Annotated in this window: 12 protein-coding genes; 7 read left to right on the forward strand and 5 right to left on the reverse strand. The window is 74.9% G+C overall.

Annotation, left to right across the window (positions count from 1 at the left end):
* Both IF55_RS23965 and der read left to right on the forward strand, forming a co-directional pair.
* Positions 1–588 (forward strand): lysophospholipid acyltransferase family protein, encoded by a 588-nt coding sequence (locus tag IF55_RS23965; protein ID WP_106980469.1) that lies wholly within the window; start codon positions 1–3, stop codon positions 586–588.
* Positions 589–649: 61 nt separating this feature from the next.
* Positions 650–2,116 (forward strand): ribosome biogenesis GTPase Der, encoded by a 1,467-nt coding sequence (gene der, locus IF55_RS23970; protein ID WP_030886844.1) that lies wholly within the window; start codon positions 650–652, stop codon positions 2,114–2,116.
* A gap of 169 nt (positions 2,117–2,285) precedes the next feature.
* Here der and IF55_RS23975 read toward each other — a convergent pair whose 3' ends face one another.
* On the reverse strand, positions 2,286–2,567 hold the full coding sequence (locus tag IF55_RS23975) for a hypothetical protein (protein ID WP_030886842.1): 282 nt from the start codon (positions 2,565–2,567) through the stop codon (positions 2,286–2,288).
* 143 nt (positions 2,568–2,710) lie between these two features.
* Positions 2,711–3,523, reverse strand: coding sequence for a hypothetical protein (locus IF55_RS23980; RefSeq protein ID WP_030886839.1), 813 nt, complete (start codon positions 3,521–3,523; stop codon positions 2,711–2,713).
* Positions 3,524–3,976: 453 nt separating this feature from the next.
* Between IF55_RS23980 and IF55_RS23985 the strand changes: the two genes are divergently transcribed.
* Positions 3,977–4,618 carry a LysM peptidoglycan-binding domain-containing protein gene (locus tag IF55_RS23985; RefSeq protein ID WP_030886837.1) on the forward strand — a complete coding sequence of 214 codons (642 nt, stop codon included), beginning with the start codon at positions 3,977–3,979 and terminating at the stop codon, positions 4,616–4,618.
* Positions 4,619–5,116: 498 nt separating this feature from the next.
* Here IF55_RS23985 and IF55_RS23990 read toward each other — a convergent pair whose 3' ends face one another.
* The 3 genes from IF55_RS23990 to IF55_RS24000 form a co-directional block, all read right to left on the reverse strand.
* The gene (locus IF55_RS23990) at positions 5,117–5,770 is read right to left on the reverse strand and encodes an ATP-binding cassette domain-containing protein (protein WP_030886835.1); all 654 of its coding nucleotides are present in this window, start codon (positions 5,768–5,770) and stop codon (positions 5,117–5,119) included.
* Positions 5,771–6,240: 470 nt separating this feature from the next.
* Positions 6,241–9,855 (reverse strand): ABC transporter permease subunit, encoded by a 3,615-nt coding sequence (locus tag IF55_RS38770; RefSeq protein ID WP_051776198.1) that lies wholly within the window; start codon positions 9,853–9,855, stop codon positions 6,241–6,243.
* A 16-nt stretch (positions 9,856–9,871) separates the two neighbouring features.
* Positions 9,872–10,327: a hypothetical protein gene (locus IF55_RS24000; RefSeq protein ID WP_030886832.1), complete on the reverse strand. Its 456-nt coding sequence runs from the start codon at positions 10,325–10,327 to the stop codon at positions 9,872–9,874.
* 307 nt (positions 10,328–10,634) lie between these two features.
* Here IF55_RS24000 and IF55_RS24005 point away from each other — a divergent pair, with 307 nt between their 5' ends.
* From IF55_RS24005 to IF55_RS24020, 4 genes are all read left to right on the forward strand, one after another.
* Positions 10,635–11,138, forward strand: a complete 504-nt coding sequence (locus IF55_RS24005; protein ID WP_398245463.1) for an MTB12 C-terminal domain-containing protein — start codon at positions 10,635–10,637, stop codon at positions 11,136–11,138.
* Complete coding sequence (locus IF55_RS24010) at positions 11,113–12,612, forward strand: ABC transporter substrate-binding protein (protein ID WP_030886826.1); 1,500 nt, start codon at positions 11,113–11,115, stop codon at positions 12,610–12,612. Before IF55_RS24005 ends, IF55_RS24010 begins: the two co-directional genes overlap by 26 nt.
* A 163-nt stretch (positions 12,613–12,775) precedes the next feature.
* A complete protein-coding gene (locus tag IF55_RS24015; RefSeq protein WP_030886823.1) occupies positions 12,776–14,026 on the forward strand; it encodes a glycosyltransferase family 4 protein in 1,251 nt (416 codons plus the stop codon).
* Positions 14,023–14,928, forward strand: a complete 906-nt coding sequence (locus IF55_RS24020) for a hypothetical protein (protein WP_048832381.1) — start codon at positions 14,023–14,025, stop codon at positions 14,926–14,928. Before IF55_RS24015 ends, IF55_RS24020 begins: the two co-directional genes overlap by 4 nt.
* The last annotated feature ends 70 nt before the right edge of the window (positions 14,929–14,998 follow it).

Here is a 14,998-nt window from a genome sequence, read left to right on the forward strand (position 1 = left end):
ATGTACGGGCTGTGGAAGCCGCGCGTCCTGGGCTCCTGGCGGGTGCCCGCCGCGGGCCCCGTCATCATGGCGGTCAACCACTCCCACAACGTCGACGGCCCGATGGTGATGGGCACCGCGCCGCGGCCCGTGCACTTCCTGATCAAGCGGGAGGCGTTCACCGGCCCGCTCGACCCGTTCCTGCGGGCCATCGGACAGGTCGAGGTGGACCGCGGCAGCGCCGACCGCGCCGCGGTCACCGGCGCGCTCGACGTGCTGGCCGGCGGCGGGGTGCTCGGCATCTTCCCCGAGGGCAGCCGGGGCGAGGGCGACTTCGCGGCGCTCCGCGCCGGACTCGCGTACTTCGCGCTGCGCTCCGGGGCCCCCGTCGTCCCGGTGGCGGTGCTCGGCAGCGCGGACCGGCGCGGACGGCTGATATCCGGCCTGCCGCCGCTGCGCGGCCGCGTCGACGTGGTCTTCGGCGACGCCTTCGACGCGGGCGACGGCAGCGGCAGACGGACCCGTGCGGCCCTGGACGCGGCGACCGTGCGCGTACAGGCCCGGCTGGCGGCGCACCTGGCCGAGGCCAAGCGGCTCACCGGCCGCTGAACGAGACTTCAGTAGTGGGCCGCGGACACGGCCCATCGATGATGAACGAGGAACGGACTTCATGAACGACCAGATTCCCTCCGGCGACGAGCACGAGCACGGTGAGCTTGGCGACGCCGAGTACGCGGAGTTCATGGAGCTCGCCGCGCAGGAAGGCTTCGACCCCGAGGACATCGACAGCGAACTCGCCGCGGCCGGCCACGGCCCGCTGCCCGTGCTCGCCGTCGTCGGCCGCCCCAATGTCGGCAAGTCGACCCTGGTGAACCGCATCATCGGCCGCCGCGAGGCGGTCGTCGAGGACAAGCCCGGCGTCACCCGCGACCGCGTCACCTACGAGGCCGAGTGGGCCGGCCGCCGCTTCAAGGTCGTCGACACCGGCGGCTGGGAGCAGGACGTCCTCGGCATCGACGCGTCCGTCGCCGCGCAGGCCGAGTTCGCCATCGACGCCGCCGACGCCGTGGTCTTCGTCGTCGATGCCACGGTCGGCGCGACCGACACCGACGAGGCCGTCGTCAAGCTGCTGCGCCGGGCCGGCAAGCCCGTCGTGCTCTGCGCCAACAAGGTCGACGGCCCGTCCTCCGAGGCCGACGCCGCCATGCTCTGGTCGCTCGGCCTGGGCGAGCCCCACCCCGTCTCCGCGCTGCACGGCCGCGGCACCGGCGACATGCTCGACGCCGTACTCGAAGCGCTGCCCGACGCGCCCGCGCAGACCTTCGGCACCGCCCTCGGCGGGCCGCGCCGGATCGCGCTCATCGGCCGCCCGAACGTCGGCAAGTCCTCGCTCCTGAACAAGGTCGCCCGCGAGGAGCGGGTCGTCGTCAACGAGCAGGCCGGCACCACCCGCGACCCCGTCGACGAACTGATCGAGCTGGGCGGCAAGACCTGGAAGTTCGTGGACACCGCCGGCATCCGGCGCCGCGTCCACCTCCAGGAGGGCGCCGACTACTACGCCTCGCTGCGCACCGCCGCCGCCGTCGAGAAGGCGGAGGTCGCGGTCGTACTGATCGACGCCTCCGAGTCCATCAGCGTGCAGGACCAGCGGATCATCACGATGGCCGTCGAGGCGGGCCGCGCCATCGTCATCGCCTACAACAAGTGGGACACCCTCGACGAGGAGCGCCGCTACTACCTGGAGCGCGAGATCGAGCGCGACCTGGTGCAGATTCCGTGGGCGATGCGGGTGAACGTCTCGGCGCTCACCGGCCGCCACATGGAGAAGCTGGTCCCGGCGATCGAGACGGCCCTGGCGGGCTGGGAGACGCGGGTGCCGACCGGGCGGCTCAACGCCTTCCTCGGCGAGATCGTGGCCTCCCACCCGCACCCGATCCGCGGTGGCAAGCAGCCCCGCATCCTCTTCGGGACGCAGGCGGGCGTCCGGCCGCCGCGGTTCGTCCTCTTCGCCTCCGGCTTCCTGGAGGCCGGCTACCGGCGGTTCGTCGAGCGCCGGCTGCGCGAGGAGTTCGGCTTCGAGGGCACCCCGATCCACATCTCCGTCCGGGTGCGCGAGAAGCGCGGCCGCAAGAAGTAACCGCCGGGGCGGGCGGGCCCGGTCCGCGGTCCGCGGCGTACGGGCCGGAGCGTACGGACTGCCGCGTCCGGCTCGTACGACCCGGGGCGCCCGGAGCGTACGAGCCGGGGTACGGACAGAGACGTACGGGCAGGGGCGTACGGACCGGGGCGCCCGGGGGCGCGGGCGGTCAGCGCCCGCGCCCCCGGCCGTCGCGTGGGGCGGGCGGCAGCGCGGGCTGCCCGCCCATCGGCACCCGCCCGAACGGTTCCCAGTACCCGGGGCGCCCGGAGTGGCCGGGGTAGGCGCCGCTGCCCTGCTGCCGGCCGAAGGCCGTGAAGGCGAGGTCCGCCTCGCCCGTACGGTCGCCGGGCAGCGCCCGGAAGGACCGCCGGTACTCGGAGTACAGCGCGTCGTAGATGGGCGTGGCCGAGCCGTGGTGATCCGCCGAGCCGTCGTGCGACGGGCGCATGCCGGGGATCTGATGCTGGTACGGGTTCCGGGACGAGGGGTCGTATGAGTGCACATAGGTGCCAACGACCCGATTGCCGCTCGGATGCGGGTGCGACGGGGAATGTCCCGTTGGTGGGGGTTGTGTCCGGTGCGGTGCGGGGGTCACGTGCCCGCCAGCGGCATGGCGGCGCCGACCAGCAGCCCGGCCGCCGCCGCCCGTTCCAGCGCCTCCGCCAGCAGGTCCTCGCGCGGCTGCGCGCCGATGGTGCCGACCGGCGCGGCGAACACGAGCACCTTCTTGGTCCGGTTGACGGTGGCCCGCCAGTCGTCGGTGACCTGGAGCGGCTGGTGCGCCTGCCACCAGGCGGTCGGCTTGACGCCGGGGCCGGGCTGCAGGACGGCGTGCAGCAGGCCGGTGACCAGGAGCACGGACCAGCCGGGGTTGTCGGCGGGCGCCTCCTTGAGGTGGCCGACCGGCACGAACCCCTGCTCGGTCAGGAGCGTGAGGAACTCGTCCTCGGGGCCGTCCGTGCCCGGGCGGACGATCGGCTCGGTCGGCTCGACCACGAGCGCCGGGTAGAGATCGCCGCTGATCAGCACGAGGCCGCTGGTCACGCCGAGGACGGCCTGCCGCGGCAGCGTCTCGATCTGCTGGGTGGGCGCGGGGATGGTGGGCACGGGCGCGGACGCCGCGTCGGCCTGTCCGTTGATGGACCGGACGGCCCCCTGGAGCTGCTCCTCCGGGACCGGGACGACCTGGGAGGGGACGCAGCTCGCGTGGGCGAAGGCGAGTACGGCCGTCTCCTTGCCCACGAAGAGCACGGTGCTGGTGCGCTCCTGTTCGGTGTCGCCGGCGGTGCGGCAGGAGGTGCAGTCGTAGCTGCCCGGGGCGTTGTCGCCGGTGAGCAGCCGGTCGGCTTCCTCGTCGCCGATCTCGGCGCGTACCTCGTCGCTGACGTCGAGCATGCGCGGCACTGGGGCTCCTTGAACTCGGTGCGTGCGCCGGGCTGTTCCCGGCTCATGAAGAAGACAACGGGCGATCTGTGTCGAGGGTCACGCGTCGGCCGCGCCGGGATCGCGGCAATCGGCGCACACGGTGAGGAGGGCGGCGGAATCGCTCACTCCCTGCCAACGCGTGGGTAATGCATGGAAGTTAACCGGGTGAGCTGGGTCACAGATCACGTGATGGAGTGAGCGGTAAATGCTGATATCTCACCATCAAGTGGGTGTCCGAAAAAGGCTGATACCGACGGTAACGGGGAGCTGGCCTGCTGCGAGAGAGGAAGCGGTTGCCGTCCGGTCGAACGGCTCCCTACATTCACCGGCCGTGTGCAGCGAGCACCGCCCGAGACCGGAGCGGAGTACCGGCGTCCGATACGGCGGTCCCCGCACCGGCAGGGGGACCTCGGGTCCGTCGAGAGGGAATCCATGTCCAGACGTCGTCGCGAGACAGCAGCGTTGGCCGGGGCCGTACTTCTCGCCCCGCTGGCACTGCTCGCCGCCACCGGCCCGGCCGAGGCGGCGGACAGCGGAGTGTGGGACCGCATCGCCGCCTGCGAAAGCGGCGGAAACTGGCACGTCAACACCGGCAACGGCTACTACGGCGGCCTCCAGTTCAGCGCCGGCACCTGGCGGGCGCACGGAGGCGGGGCCTACGCCGCCACCGCCGACCGGGCCAGCCGCGCCCAGCAGATCGCCGTCGCCTCCCGCGTCCAGGCTTCGCAGGGCTGGGGCGCCTGGCCCACCTGCTCGGCCCGCGCCGGGGCCTACGGCAAGGCCCCCGGGCACCAAGCGGCGCCGTCCGCGCCGCGATCCGCCCCCAAGTCCGCCCCCGCACGCCAGGCGGCGCCGCAGGCCGCGCCGAGGACCGTGCGCAAGACCGCACCGGGACCGGTCCACCGCTCGTACCCCCGGTCCGGTCGGCACCACTACACCGTCGCCCCCGGCGACACCCTCGGCGGCATCGCCGCCGCCCACGGCACCACGTGGCACGCCCTCCACGCCGCCAATCGCGCCGTCGTCGGCGCGGACCCGAACCTGATCCTGCCGGGGCAGCGGCTCGTCCTGTGACGGGTCGCGTGCGCGGCGGTGACGGTGACGCCCATGGCGTCCGTCCGCGGTGGTGACGGCTCCGTAGCCGGCGGCCGCGTGAGCGGCACGGGTTCCGTTCCGCACCAGGCCGCGCGGCCGGGCCTCGTAGAGAGAGGCGTGGCACCGCGCCGACACCGCTGTACGGCCCGCCCGGCCGCATCGACCGGGCGGGCCGGTTTGCGTGGGCCCGGGCCAGGTGGCCCTGGGCGGCGGGGGCCGGTGTCGGGCTCGTACGGGATGGCTGGTGGGTGCGGGGGACCCGTACGCGCCGCGGGGCTGACCGGTGTTGCGGCTCATGGCTCGCGCCTCGCGTGGGGCCGGGCGTTGGGGGTGAGGTGGGCCGGGGCTCACGGCGCGTATGGGCGTCGAGCGGCCCGTACGCGCCGCGGGGCCGACCGACGTTGCGGCTCATGGCTCGGGGCGGGTTGGGGCTTACGGCGCGGGTGGGCGTCGAGCGGCTCGTACGCGCCGCGACGGTCACCGCGTCGTCGGCTCGCCGCTGAAGGCGACCGTGCCGCGGCGGAGTTCGTGGACGACGGTCACGGCCCGCCGCAGGCCGGGCGGGAGGAACTGTTCGGCGATGACGACCGTACGGCCGTGGGCGCAAGCCTCGGCCAGGAGCGTGTGCGTACGGGCGGTGGCGGCGGGCGACATGCCCTGCGTCGGCTCGTCGAGCAGGAGGAGCGGGGCGGGGGAGAGCAGGGCGCGGGAGAGCGCCAGCATCCGTTGCTCCCCGCCCGAGAGGGTGCCGGCGCGGCGGGGCAGGAGCGGTAGGAGCGCGGGAAAGGGCAGCGCCGCCTCGGCCGAACCGCCACCGGGCCGGGCGAGTTCGAGGTTCTCGGCAACTGTGAGCGTTCCGAAGACCGCGCGCTGGTCGGGCACGAAGACCAGCCCGCGCCGGGCCCGCGCGTACGCGGGCAGCCGCGTCACATCCTCCCCCCGCCACACCACCCGCCCCGCCGCGAGCGGCACCACCCCCGCCAGCGCCCGCAACGCCGTGGTCCGCCCCGCCCCGTTGCGCCCCACCAGCACAGTCATCAGCCCGGCAGGCACCGCGAGGTCGACCCCATGCAGCGCTTCCAGGGCCCCATACCGCACGCGCGCGGCGCGCAACTCGATGTCGATGCTCATGGCGGCTCCGTCGTCGGGTGGGGGTGGCCTGCCGCGCTGCGGCTCCGGCGGCGCGGGCCGTGTGCTGGGGCCGCTGGGCGGGTCTGCACCTGATCGCCGTTGTGACCCGGTTGCGGGGCCCATACCGTACGCGCGCGGTACGTGGTTCGGGGGTGGGGGCGTGGTGGCTCCGCCATCGGGGGTGCGATTTGCCGCGTTGCGGCTCGGGGGGCGCGGCCGGGGGCCCCGGGGAGCGGGGGCCCTGTGCCGTGCCCGAGGGGGTGGGTCTGGGCCCGGCTGAGCCTGCGGCGCCGCGGTGGTGGTGGTGTCGTGAGGTCGTTCGCGTGGTGCGCGGCCAGGGGCTCGTGCCGTACGTGCGCGGCGCGCAGTGGGACTGCGGCTGTCGCGGTGCCTCCGTGCCGGGCGGGCGGGGCTGTCGGCCACCGAGGCCGCGCCGGAGGCGCTTGGCGAGGGGTGTCGGGCCGGGGCCGTCATGGCGGCTCCGTGTTCAGTACGCGGCGGGCCGGGCCGGCGGCCACGATCTGGCCCGCGGCCATGACATACGCGGTGTCGGCGAGTTCACCGACCAGGTCGAGGTCGTGTTCGACGATGAGCAGGGCCATGCCGTCGGCGGCCAGGGCCCGCAACAGCCGTGCCAAAGCCTCCACTTCCGCCGTGTCCAGGCCGGCCGTCGGCTCGTCGAGGAGCAGTACGCGCGGGCCGCCGGCCAGGGCGCGGGCCAGTTCCACGCGGCGCAGCGAACCGGTGGGCAGTTCTCCGGCGAGCGCGTCGCGTACGGTCCCGTCCAGGCCCGTCAGGCGCAGGGCCCGTTGGGTGGCGGCGGGGTCCCGGACCCGTCCCTGCTCGGCACCGACCTGTACGTTCTGGGCCACCGTCAGCGACGGGAAGACCGCCAGTCGCTGGAAGGTGCGGGCGATGCCGAGGCGCGTACGGGCGTGGGGTGGGCGGCCGGTGACATCTCGGCCGTCGAGCAGGACCAGCCCCGAGTCAGGTCGCAGCGTGCCGCACAGGCAGTGGAAGAGCGTGCTCTTGCCCGCGCCGTTCGGGCCGATGAGAGCCGTTACGCGGCCGGGGGCCACGGACACGTCCACACCGTCGAGCACGGTGAACCCGTCGAAGGACACCCGAACGGAACGCGCCGTAAGGCGACCGGGCCGGGGGCGGTCCGCCTGCGTGTGAGGGCGGTCAAGGTGCCTGCCGCGCGCCGCCGGGCCGGACGGGAGCCGTGGCGGGTTCGGGCGGGCGGAGGGGGCCGGAACGGGGCGCAGAGCCGCCGCGTGGCGCAGCAGCCGGGCGGCTGCGCTGACGCCCGTACCGCGTCCCGCGCCATCGCGTGCCTGCGCTTGGGCCTGTGCCTGAGCCGCTACGAGCGGCGCGAGGCGCTCACGCGTACGCACCCCCAACGGCGTGAGCCCGCCGGGCCGCTGCCCTGCCGCCCCCGCCCGCAGGCCGGGCGGCGTCGGCGCGCCCCGAGCCTGCCGGGCTCCTACGCCTGGCCCGGACTGGGCGAGTTGGTCCGGATTCTGCCGGTTCGCTGCGCGAAGCTCCACCGGCAGGCGCGCGCCGCCCTGTCTCCTCGCCCTGCGGGCCTTCGGCGTGAGGAACGTTCCTCGTGCTGCCGCACGTAGCCTCGCCGGTAGGAACGCTGCCCGGCGCGCGCCGCTCTGCTGCCCGGCCGCGCGCGTCCGAGGCGTAGGGAACGCTCGTCGCGTCGCCGCGCGTAGCCCCACCAGCGTGAACGCGTTACTCCGCTTCCGCGTCGCATGCGGCCTCGGCGGGAGGAGCGCCCGGCGGGCCCGGCGCGCTGCCGCGCGTAGCCCCGTCGGCAGGAACGCGCCGCTCTCGTTCGCCTTCGTCCACGCCCTGGGCGGGCGGAGCACCCGGCGGCCTCGTCGCACCCCCGAGTCGGCCGCCGCCGGCGGGGGGCCGCCGTCCTGCTTGCCCGCACCCAGCGGAAGTCGCGCCCCGCGCCCTCGCCGGGCCGTCGCACTTCGCCCCACCGGCGGAGGCCCGCCGTCCCACCTCCCCGTTCCCGGCGGGAAACGCCCCCTGCGCCCTCGACGCGCCGCCACATTCGCCCCCACCGGCCGGAGCCCGCCGCCCCGCCGCCGTGCCGCCCGCGGCCGCCCCCGGGGGAAGCGGCCGAGGGTGGCGGCGAGGAGGCCGATGGTGGTGGCGGCTGTGCCGCCCTGGGTGCCGGAGTCGAGGCCGACGAGGAGGGCCGCGGCGGTGAGGGCGGCGAGGGGGCTGTCGGCGCCGAGGACTACTGAGGCGGCGAACCACAAGAGGCCGCGGATGGGGTCGAAGGCGGTCGGGTCGAAGGCGCGGACGCCCAGGGCGAGGAGGCCGCCGCCGAGGGCGGCTAGCGCCGCGCCGGCGGTGAACGCGGCTTGTTTGAGGGCGGGCACCGCCACGCCCGCGGCCTCCGCGCCCGCCTCGTGGTCGCGCATGGCGGCGAGGGCGCGCCCGTACCGGCCACGCCGCAGCGCGGCCACCGCCGTCAACGCGGCGGCGAGGACCAGCAGTTCGAAGACGTAGTACGCGCGGTCGTGGCCGAAGCCGGCCGGGCGGCCGAGGCCCAGGCCCAGACCGGCGGTGGCGTACGGCTGGGCGAAGACGAAGCGGCTCACCGCTACGCCGATGGCGAGCGTGGCGAGCGCCAGCGCGAGGCCGTGCCGGCGGATCGCGGGAACGCCGGTGAGCAGGCCGAGCGGGGCGACGAGCGCCGCGGCCAGCGGCAGCGCGGCGAGTTCCGGCAGCGGCGGGAGCAGCGGCAGGCGGCCGGCCGCCAGCAGCGCGGTGAAGAGGGCGCCGAGTCCGGCGTACGCCGCCTGGCCGAGGGAGAGCTGTCCGCCGCGCCCGGTGACGACGGTCAGCGAGAGCAGGATCACGCCCATCGCCGGCACCTGCACCGATGTGTGCAGGTCCGTACCGGCGAAGCCCAGCGGCAGGAGGAACAGCGCCCCGCACACCGTCCACGCCCGCGGGTCCCGGTCGAGCCGAGGCCAGGCCCGGCCGACCGCCCCGGCCGCCGTCCCATCGCCCGACCACGTGCCCGACCACGTGCCCGACCACGTGTCTGACCACCTGCCCGACCGCATGCCCAACCACCTGTGCGACCACGTGTCTGACCGCATGCCCGGCCTTGTGCCCGCCCGAGCCGTCCTGGTGCTCGCGGCCCACCCTCGGCGCTTCGCCCGAGGGCCCCGCCGCCCCCCGCCCGTCCAGTCCGGCAGGATCAGCGCGGCCACCAGCAGTGCGACGACGAAGAGGTTCGCGCCGACGGCTTGGAGGAGGGGGGCGGCCCAGCCGGTGGGGTGGAGGCGGGTCAACTGGCTCTGGGCGATGCCGATGGCGAGCGCCGCGAGTACCGCTGTCGGCAGGCTGCGCATGCCCGCGAGCGCCGCGACCGCTATCACCTCCATCACCAGCAGCGGCAGGCCGTACGGATCGAGGCGCAGGTAGGGGGCGAGGAGTACGCCCGTCAGGCCCGCGGTGAAGGAGCCGAAGGCCCAGCCGGCCGCCGCGACGCGGTCCGCGTTCACGCCGCTGAGCGCCGCGAGGGGGCGGTTGTCCACCACGGCGCGCAGCCGGCGGCCGAAGGCGGTCCAGCGGGTGGCGGCGCCCACCGCGGCGGCCAGGGCGATCGCCGTGCCCAGTTGCGCCCACGGGTCGGACGGCAGCAGCGCCGGCGCGTCCGCCCGCGCCCCCGGCCCCCACAGCAGGCTCGCCGCGCCCACCAGGAGGACGAAGACGCCCAGCGAGGCGACCAAGGAACGGGCCTGGTCGGTCCCGTCAGCGGTCAGCGCCGTCCCGGCGCCCGGGCGGAAGACCAGGCGGTCCAGGAGCAGCCCCAGGCCCGGCGCGACCACCAGCAGGGCGACCGCCGCCGCCAGCGGCAGCGGCCAGGACCAGTCCACGGCGAACTGCCGCAGCGCGTACGCCGTCACCATCGCCAGCGCCCCGTGCGCGAGGTTGAGCACGCCGGTGGCCCGGTAGGTGACGATCAGTCCGATGCCGGTCAGCGCCGCCGCGCTGCCGACGGCCAGCCCCGCCAGGGTGAGTTCGTAGGTCAGCGACCCCATCGCCCGCGCCGCCCGTTCAGGAGGGCGGGGGAGGGGCGGCCGGTTCGCAGACCGGGCACGGGGACAGGCCGTCGAACGCGTCCGGCGCCCCTACGCCCGTACGCCCCTCGGCCAGCGGGCAGTCCGCTCGGTGGTACATCGTGCCGCCGGGTACGGTCACCAGCCGGCCGTGAGCGGCCCCGACGCCCGCCGGGTCCTCCTCCGTCTCCGAGGGCTCCGTGGTCTCCGGCGGCTCCGCCGCCACCAGCAGCCGGTGCAGCTCCGCCACCCGCTCCGCCGCCGCCCCCTGGTCGCCGAAGGCCAGCAGGACCGCCCCCGCCACGATCAGGGCCGCGCCCGGCACGGTGCAGGAGGCCAGGTAGGGGAGTTGCCGTTCGGCGAAGCGCTCGCCCGAGATCCCGTACCAGCCGACCGCGCAGAGCACCGCTCCGCCTGCCAGGGCGGCCCAGCCGCCCCATCGCGTGGTGCGCATCAAGACCCCCGGGGCCGAGGCGGCTGTCCGATGACCGAGCGATGACCGTGCAATGACTGTGCATCACACCCGGGCGGATGCACTATGCCGAGTGAGGGAAAACCTCCAACCTCCAATCCCCCAAGTCTCGGACGGTGGTGAGCCGATGAAGGCCCGACCGATGAAGGTCCGACCGGCGAAGGACCAACCGGCGAAGGCCCGACCGGCGAACGATCAACCGGCGACGGCCCGACCGGTCCAGAACCGCGTGAGCCGCGCGCGGCGCGTCGCACGGGGAGCATCGGCCGCCGTACTGACCGTGGCCGCCGTGACCGCCACGACCGCCGGGCTCGCCGGGTGCAGCGACGACTCGGGCGGTACGGACCAGCCGCCGAAGAACCCGGCCGCGTCGGCCCCCACCCCCTCGCCCTCCGCGACGGAGCGGAGCCCCTCATCCGCCGGCGACCGGCCGGCCGACGAGGCCGCCGCGCGGCGGCAGGTGAAGGCGAACTGGGAGAAGTTCTTCGACCCGGCGACCTCCAGCGACGAGAAGGCGGAACTGCTCCAGAACGGGCGGCAGTTGAAGCCACTGCTCGCCGCGTTCAGCGGCGACGAGCGCGGCGGGCAGGTCGAGGCCCGCGTCTCGGGCGTGACGTTCTCCTCCGCCACCGAGGCCGAGGTGCGGTACGCGCTGCTGCTCAGCGGCCAGACCGCGCTGCCGGGCGCGTCCGGCACGTCCGTACTCCAGGACAAGACCTGGAAGGTGTCGGTCAAGACGCTGTGCGCGCTGGTGAAGCTGAGCGGCGATGCGCCGAAGGCGCCGGGCTGCTGACCGCGCCGCCCCGGCGGCGCCCGCCCTGCTCCTCGCGCTGCTGATGGCGCTCGCGCCCGTGGCCGCCTGCGGCAGCCGCCTCCCGGAGCGCGACTTCACCCGCGGGACCGGCGCCCCCGCGCCGACCGACCCCGCGTCCGGCGCCCCCGCGCCGACCGCCGCGGCAAGCGAACCCGTCAAGGTCGGCATCATCGCGAGCGCCACCAGCCCCGTCGGCGCCGCCGCCTTCACCGGCCCCCGCGACGGCGCCCGCGCCTACTTCGCCCGGCTGAACGCCGCGGGCGGCCTGGCCGGTGGCCCAGGCCGCCCCGGCCGTCCCATACAGGCAGTGACCTGCGACGACGGCGGCAGCGGCGTCGGGAACAACGACTGTGTGCGGCGGCTGGTGGAGCAGGAGAGGGTGGTGGCGCTGGTCGCCACCACGGCGCTCGACTACGCGGGCGCGCCCCGCGTCAGCGCGGCGGGCGTGCCGGACATCGGCGGCCAGCCGATCGGGGCCGCGTACGACACCTATCCGGGGCTGTACGGGATCTACGGCAGCCTCGCCCCGCGCGACGGCGAGCCCGGCTGGGACGGCCGGCTCTACGGCGGTACGGAGGTCTACCGCTACTTCAAGCGCGCGCAGGGGGCCCGCAGCGCCGCCGTCGTCTCCTACAACCAGGCGGCCTCGGCCTCGTACGCCCGGCTCGTGACGCGCGGCCTCCAGGCGGAGGGCTACGACGTGGTCGGCGAGCAGGTGGACTTCGCGCTGCCGAACTTCCGGGCGGTCGCGGCGGACCTGCGGGCTCGCGGCACGGACCTGGTCTTCGACGCTCTGGACACACACGGCAACGCGCAGTTGTGCGCGGCGATGGACGCCGCCGGGGTGAAGGTCACCGCCAAGGTCACCAACGTGCAGAACTGGAACGCGACCGTCCGCGAGGACTACAAGGGGGCTCCGGGCTGCCGTAACGCTCTGTGGGCGACGGGTTCCAGCCGAAATTACGACTCCGCCGAGGCCGCCGACTCCACCGATTCCACCGAGGCCGCCGACTCCACTGACTCCACCGAGGCCGCTGACTCAACCGGCTCAACCGACTCCGCCAAGGCCGCTGACGGCACCGCCGCGCGGGAAGTACGGGCGTTCCGGGCGGGAATGCAGCGTTACGCGCGGCAGACGCCGCTGTCGCAGTGGGCGCTGGAGGGCTGGGCCGCCGCCATGTGGTTCGCCGACGCCGCCACGAGCTGTTCCGGGGACGTCACCCGGGACTGCGTACAGCGCTTCATGGAGCGCCGGACCCCCTATACGGCGCGTGGGCTGCTGCTCCCGGTCTCGTACGAGCGGCTGGCCGAGCCGCCCGCGAGCCGCCGTACGTGCCTGTCGGTGGCGCGCTGGCGGGACGGGGCCGGCGGCGGGGCGGGGCGCTGGGTCACCGAGGGCGGCGACATGATCCACAATTGCTTCACCGTTCCGCTCCTTGCCTACCGGCCGTAACGCGGGGGAGAGTGAAAAGTTCCCGGTTTCGGCTACCGATTCGTCATCGCTTCAAGAACGACTTGGTGAGTACGGTCAACCTCGGCCGCCGGGCGACGGTCTTATCTCAAGGTAGGCGGGCGAGTGGTAACGTCCGCTGAAAATCAGCGGCATACGGGGTCGAATGCACCTTTCATTCCTTATCCACAATGCGTACGGCATCGGCGGAACGATCCGTACGACGTTCAACCTGGCGAGCGCGCTCGCCGAGCGGCACGACGTGGAGATCGTCTCGGTATTCCGCCACCGCGACGAGCCGATCCTCGCGCCGGGCGGCGACGTGCGCCTGCGCCACCTCGTCGACCTCCGCAAGGACACCCCCGGCTACGAGGGCGACGACCCCGAGCAGGAGCGCCCCGCCACCGTCTTCCCCGCCGCCGAGGGCCGCTACAAGCAGTACAGCGCCCTCACCGACCGGCGGATCGCCGCGCACCTGCGCTCCCTGGACTGCGACGTCGTCATTGGCACCCGCCCCGGCCTCAATGTGCACATCGCCCAGCAGGCCCGGCGCGGCCCCGTCCGGGTCGGCCAGGAGCACCTGACGCTCTCCACCCACTCCGCGCCGCTCAAGCGCACGCTGCGCACCGTCTACCCGCGGCTGGACGCGGTCACCACCGTGACCGAGGCCGACGCCGCCACCTACCGCAAGCTCATGAGGCTGCCCGGCGTGCGCGTCGAGGCCGTGCCCAACTCCGTACCCGCGCCCGCGGTCGCCCCCGCCGACGGGACCGGGAAATGGGTCGTCGCGGCCGGCCGGCTGGCCCCCGCCAAACGGTACGACCTGCTGATCCGCGCCTTCGAGAAGGTCGTCGCCCAGCGCCCCGACTGGCGGCTGAGGATCTACGGCGCCGGGGCCGAGCGCGCCAAGCTGCGGGCCCAGATCGATAAGCGTGGCCTCTACAACCACGTCTTTCTGATGGGCCCCGCCAACCCGCTGGACCCCGAGTGGGTCAAGGGCTCCGTCGCCGCCGTCACCTCCAGCCTCGAATCCTTCGGCATGACCATCGTCGAGGCCATGCGCTGCGGCCTGCCGGTGGTCTCCACCGACTGCCCGCACGGCCCCGGCGAGATCATCGACAGCGGAGTCGACGGCCTCCTCGTCCCCACCGGGAAGGTCGACGCCATCGCCGACGGGCTGCTGCGCCTCATCAACGACGACGAGCTCCGCAAGCGCATGGGCCGCGAGGCCCTCGCCCGCTCGGAGCGCTTCGACCCGGCACGGATCGCCGGCCGCTACGAGTCGCTCTTCGCCGACCTCGTGGCCCGCGGCGCGCTGCGCGGCTCGCTGCACCGCACCCGCGGCGCCCTGCTGAGCAACGCGTTCCGCACCAAGGACGCCGGCAGATCCGCGTTGCGACGGGGGCGAGCCGCATGACGACCTCCGCCCCGCGTCACCACCCCGTCACCCCACCCGAGGAGCCCACCATCGTGTCTGCCCCGCCGCGCGCCGACTGCATCGCGGACTCCGCGGGCGGACTCACCTTCGACGTCGACGTCTGGGGCCGTCCCGCCCCCAGCGGCGACTGGACGGCCGCGCTCGTCCTGCGCCGCCGGGTGGCGGACGCCGACGCCGACTCCGACGAGGTCCGCCTGCCCCTGTCGCCCAACGGCGACGGACGGCTCAGGGCCGTGCTGCCCAGCACGGTCGCGCTCCCCGAAGGCCGCTGGGACATCCATGTGGCCTGCGGCGAGGACGACGTACGGCGGCTCGTGCCCGGCCTGAACGACCTGCGCTCGCTCGTCGACCGCACGCCCAGCCAGAGCGCGTCCCCGCTGGCCGTCCGCATCCCGTACGCGACCAAGCACGGCAACCTCTCGCTGCGGAGCTGGCTGCGGCTGCCGCACGCCGAGGCCGCCGACATCCAGGTCGAGAGCGCCGGCATAACCGCCCGCGGTGTCCTCTACCGCGTGCAGGACCCGCAGGCGTGGCTGGCCGGCGCCGTGGTCGAGGCCCGCTGCCGGCGCGACGCCGCCCTGGTCCATACGGTCCCGGCGACCGCCGAGGGCGCGGAGTTCGCCTTCACCCTGCCGTACGGGCCGCTGGCCGAGGTGTGGCGCGGCGGGCTCGATGTCTGGGACCTGTGGCTGCGCCCGGCCGAGGGCGAGCCGGTCCGTATCGCCCGCATCCTCGACGACATCGCGGACAAGAAGCCGGTGTTCGTCTACCCGGCGCGCCCCGTCGCCGCCGAGTACGCCCCCGCCCAGGCCGGCCCGTACTACACGGCCGACAACGACCTGTCGGTGCGCGTTGACGAGCGCGAGCCCGCCGCCCGCTGACGGAACGCCGCCTGACGAGCCGTCACCCCGACGGCTCGTCGCCCTGACGCTCTTTCGGCTGACGGCCCGC

Origin of the sequence: Streptomyces varsoviensis (assembly GCF_000718635.1) — a bacterium.
GTDB classification, from domain to species: domain Bacteria; phylum Actinomycetota; class Actinomycetes; order Streptomycetales; family Streptomycetaceae; genus Streptomyces; species Streptomyces varsoviensis.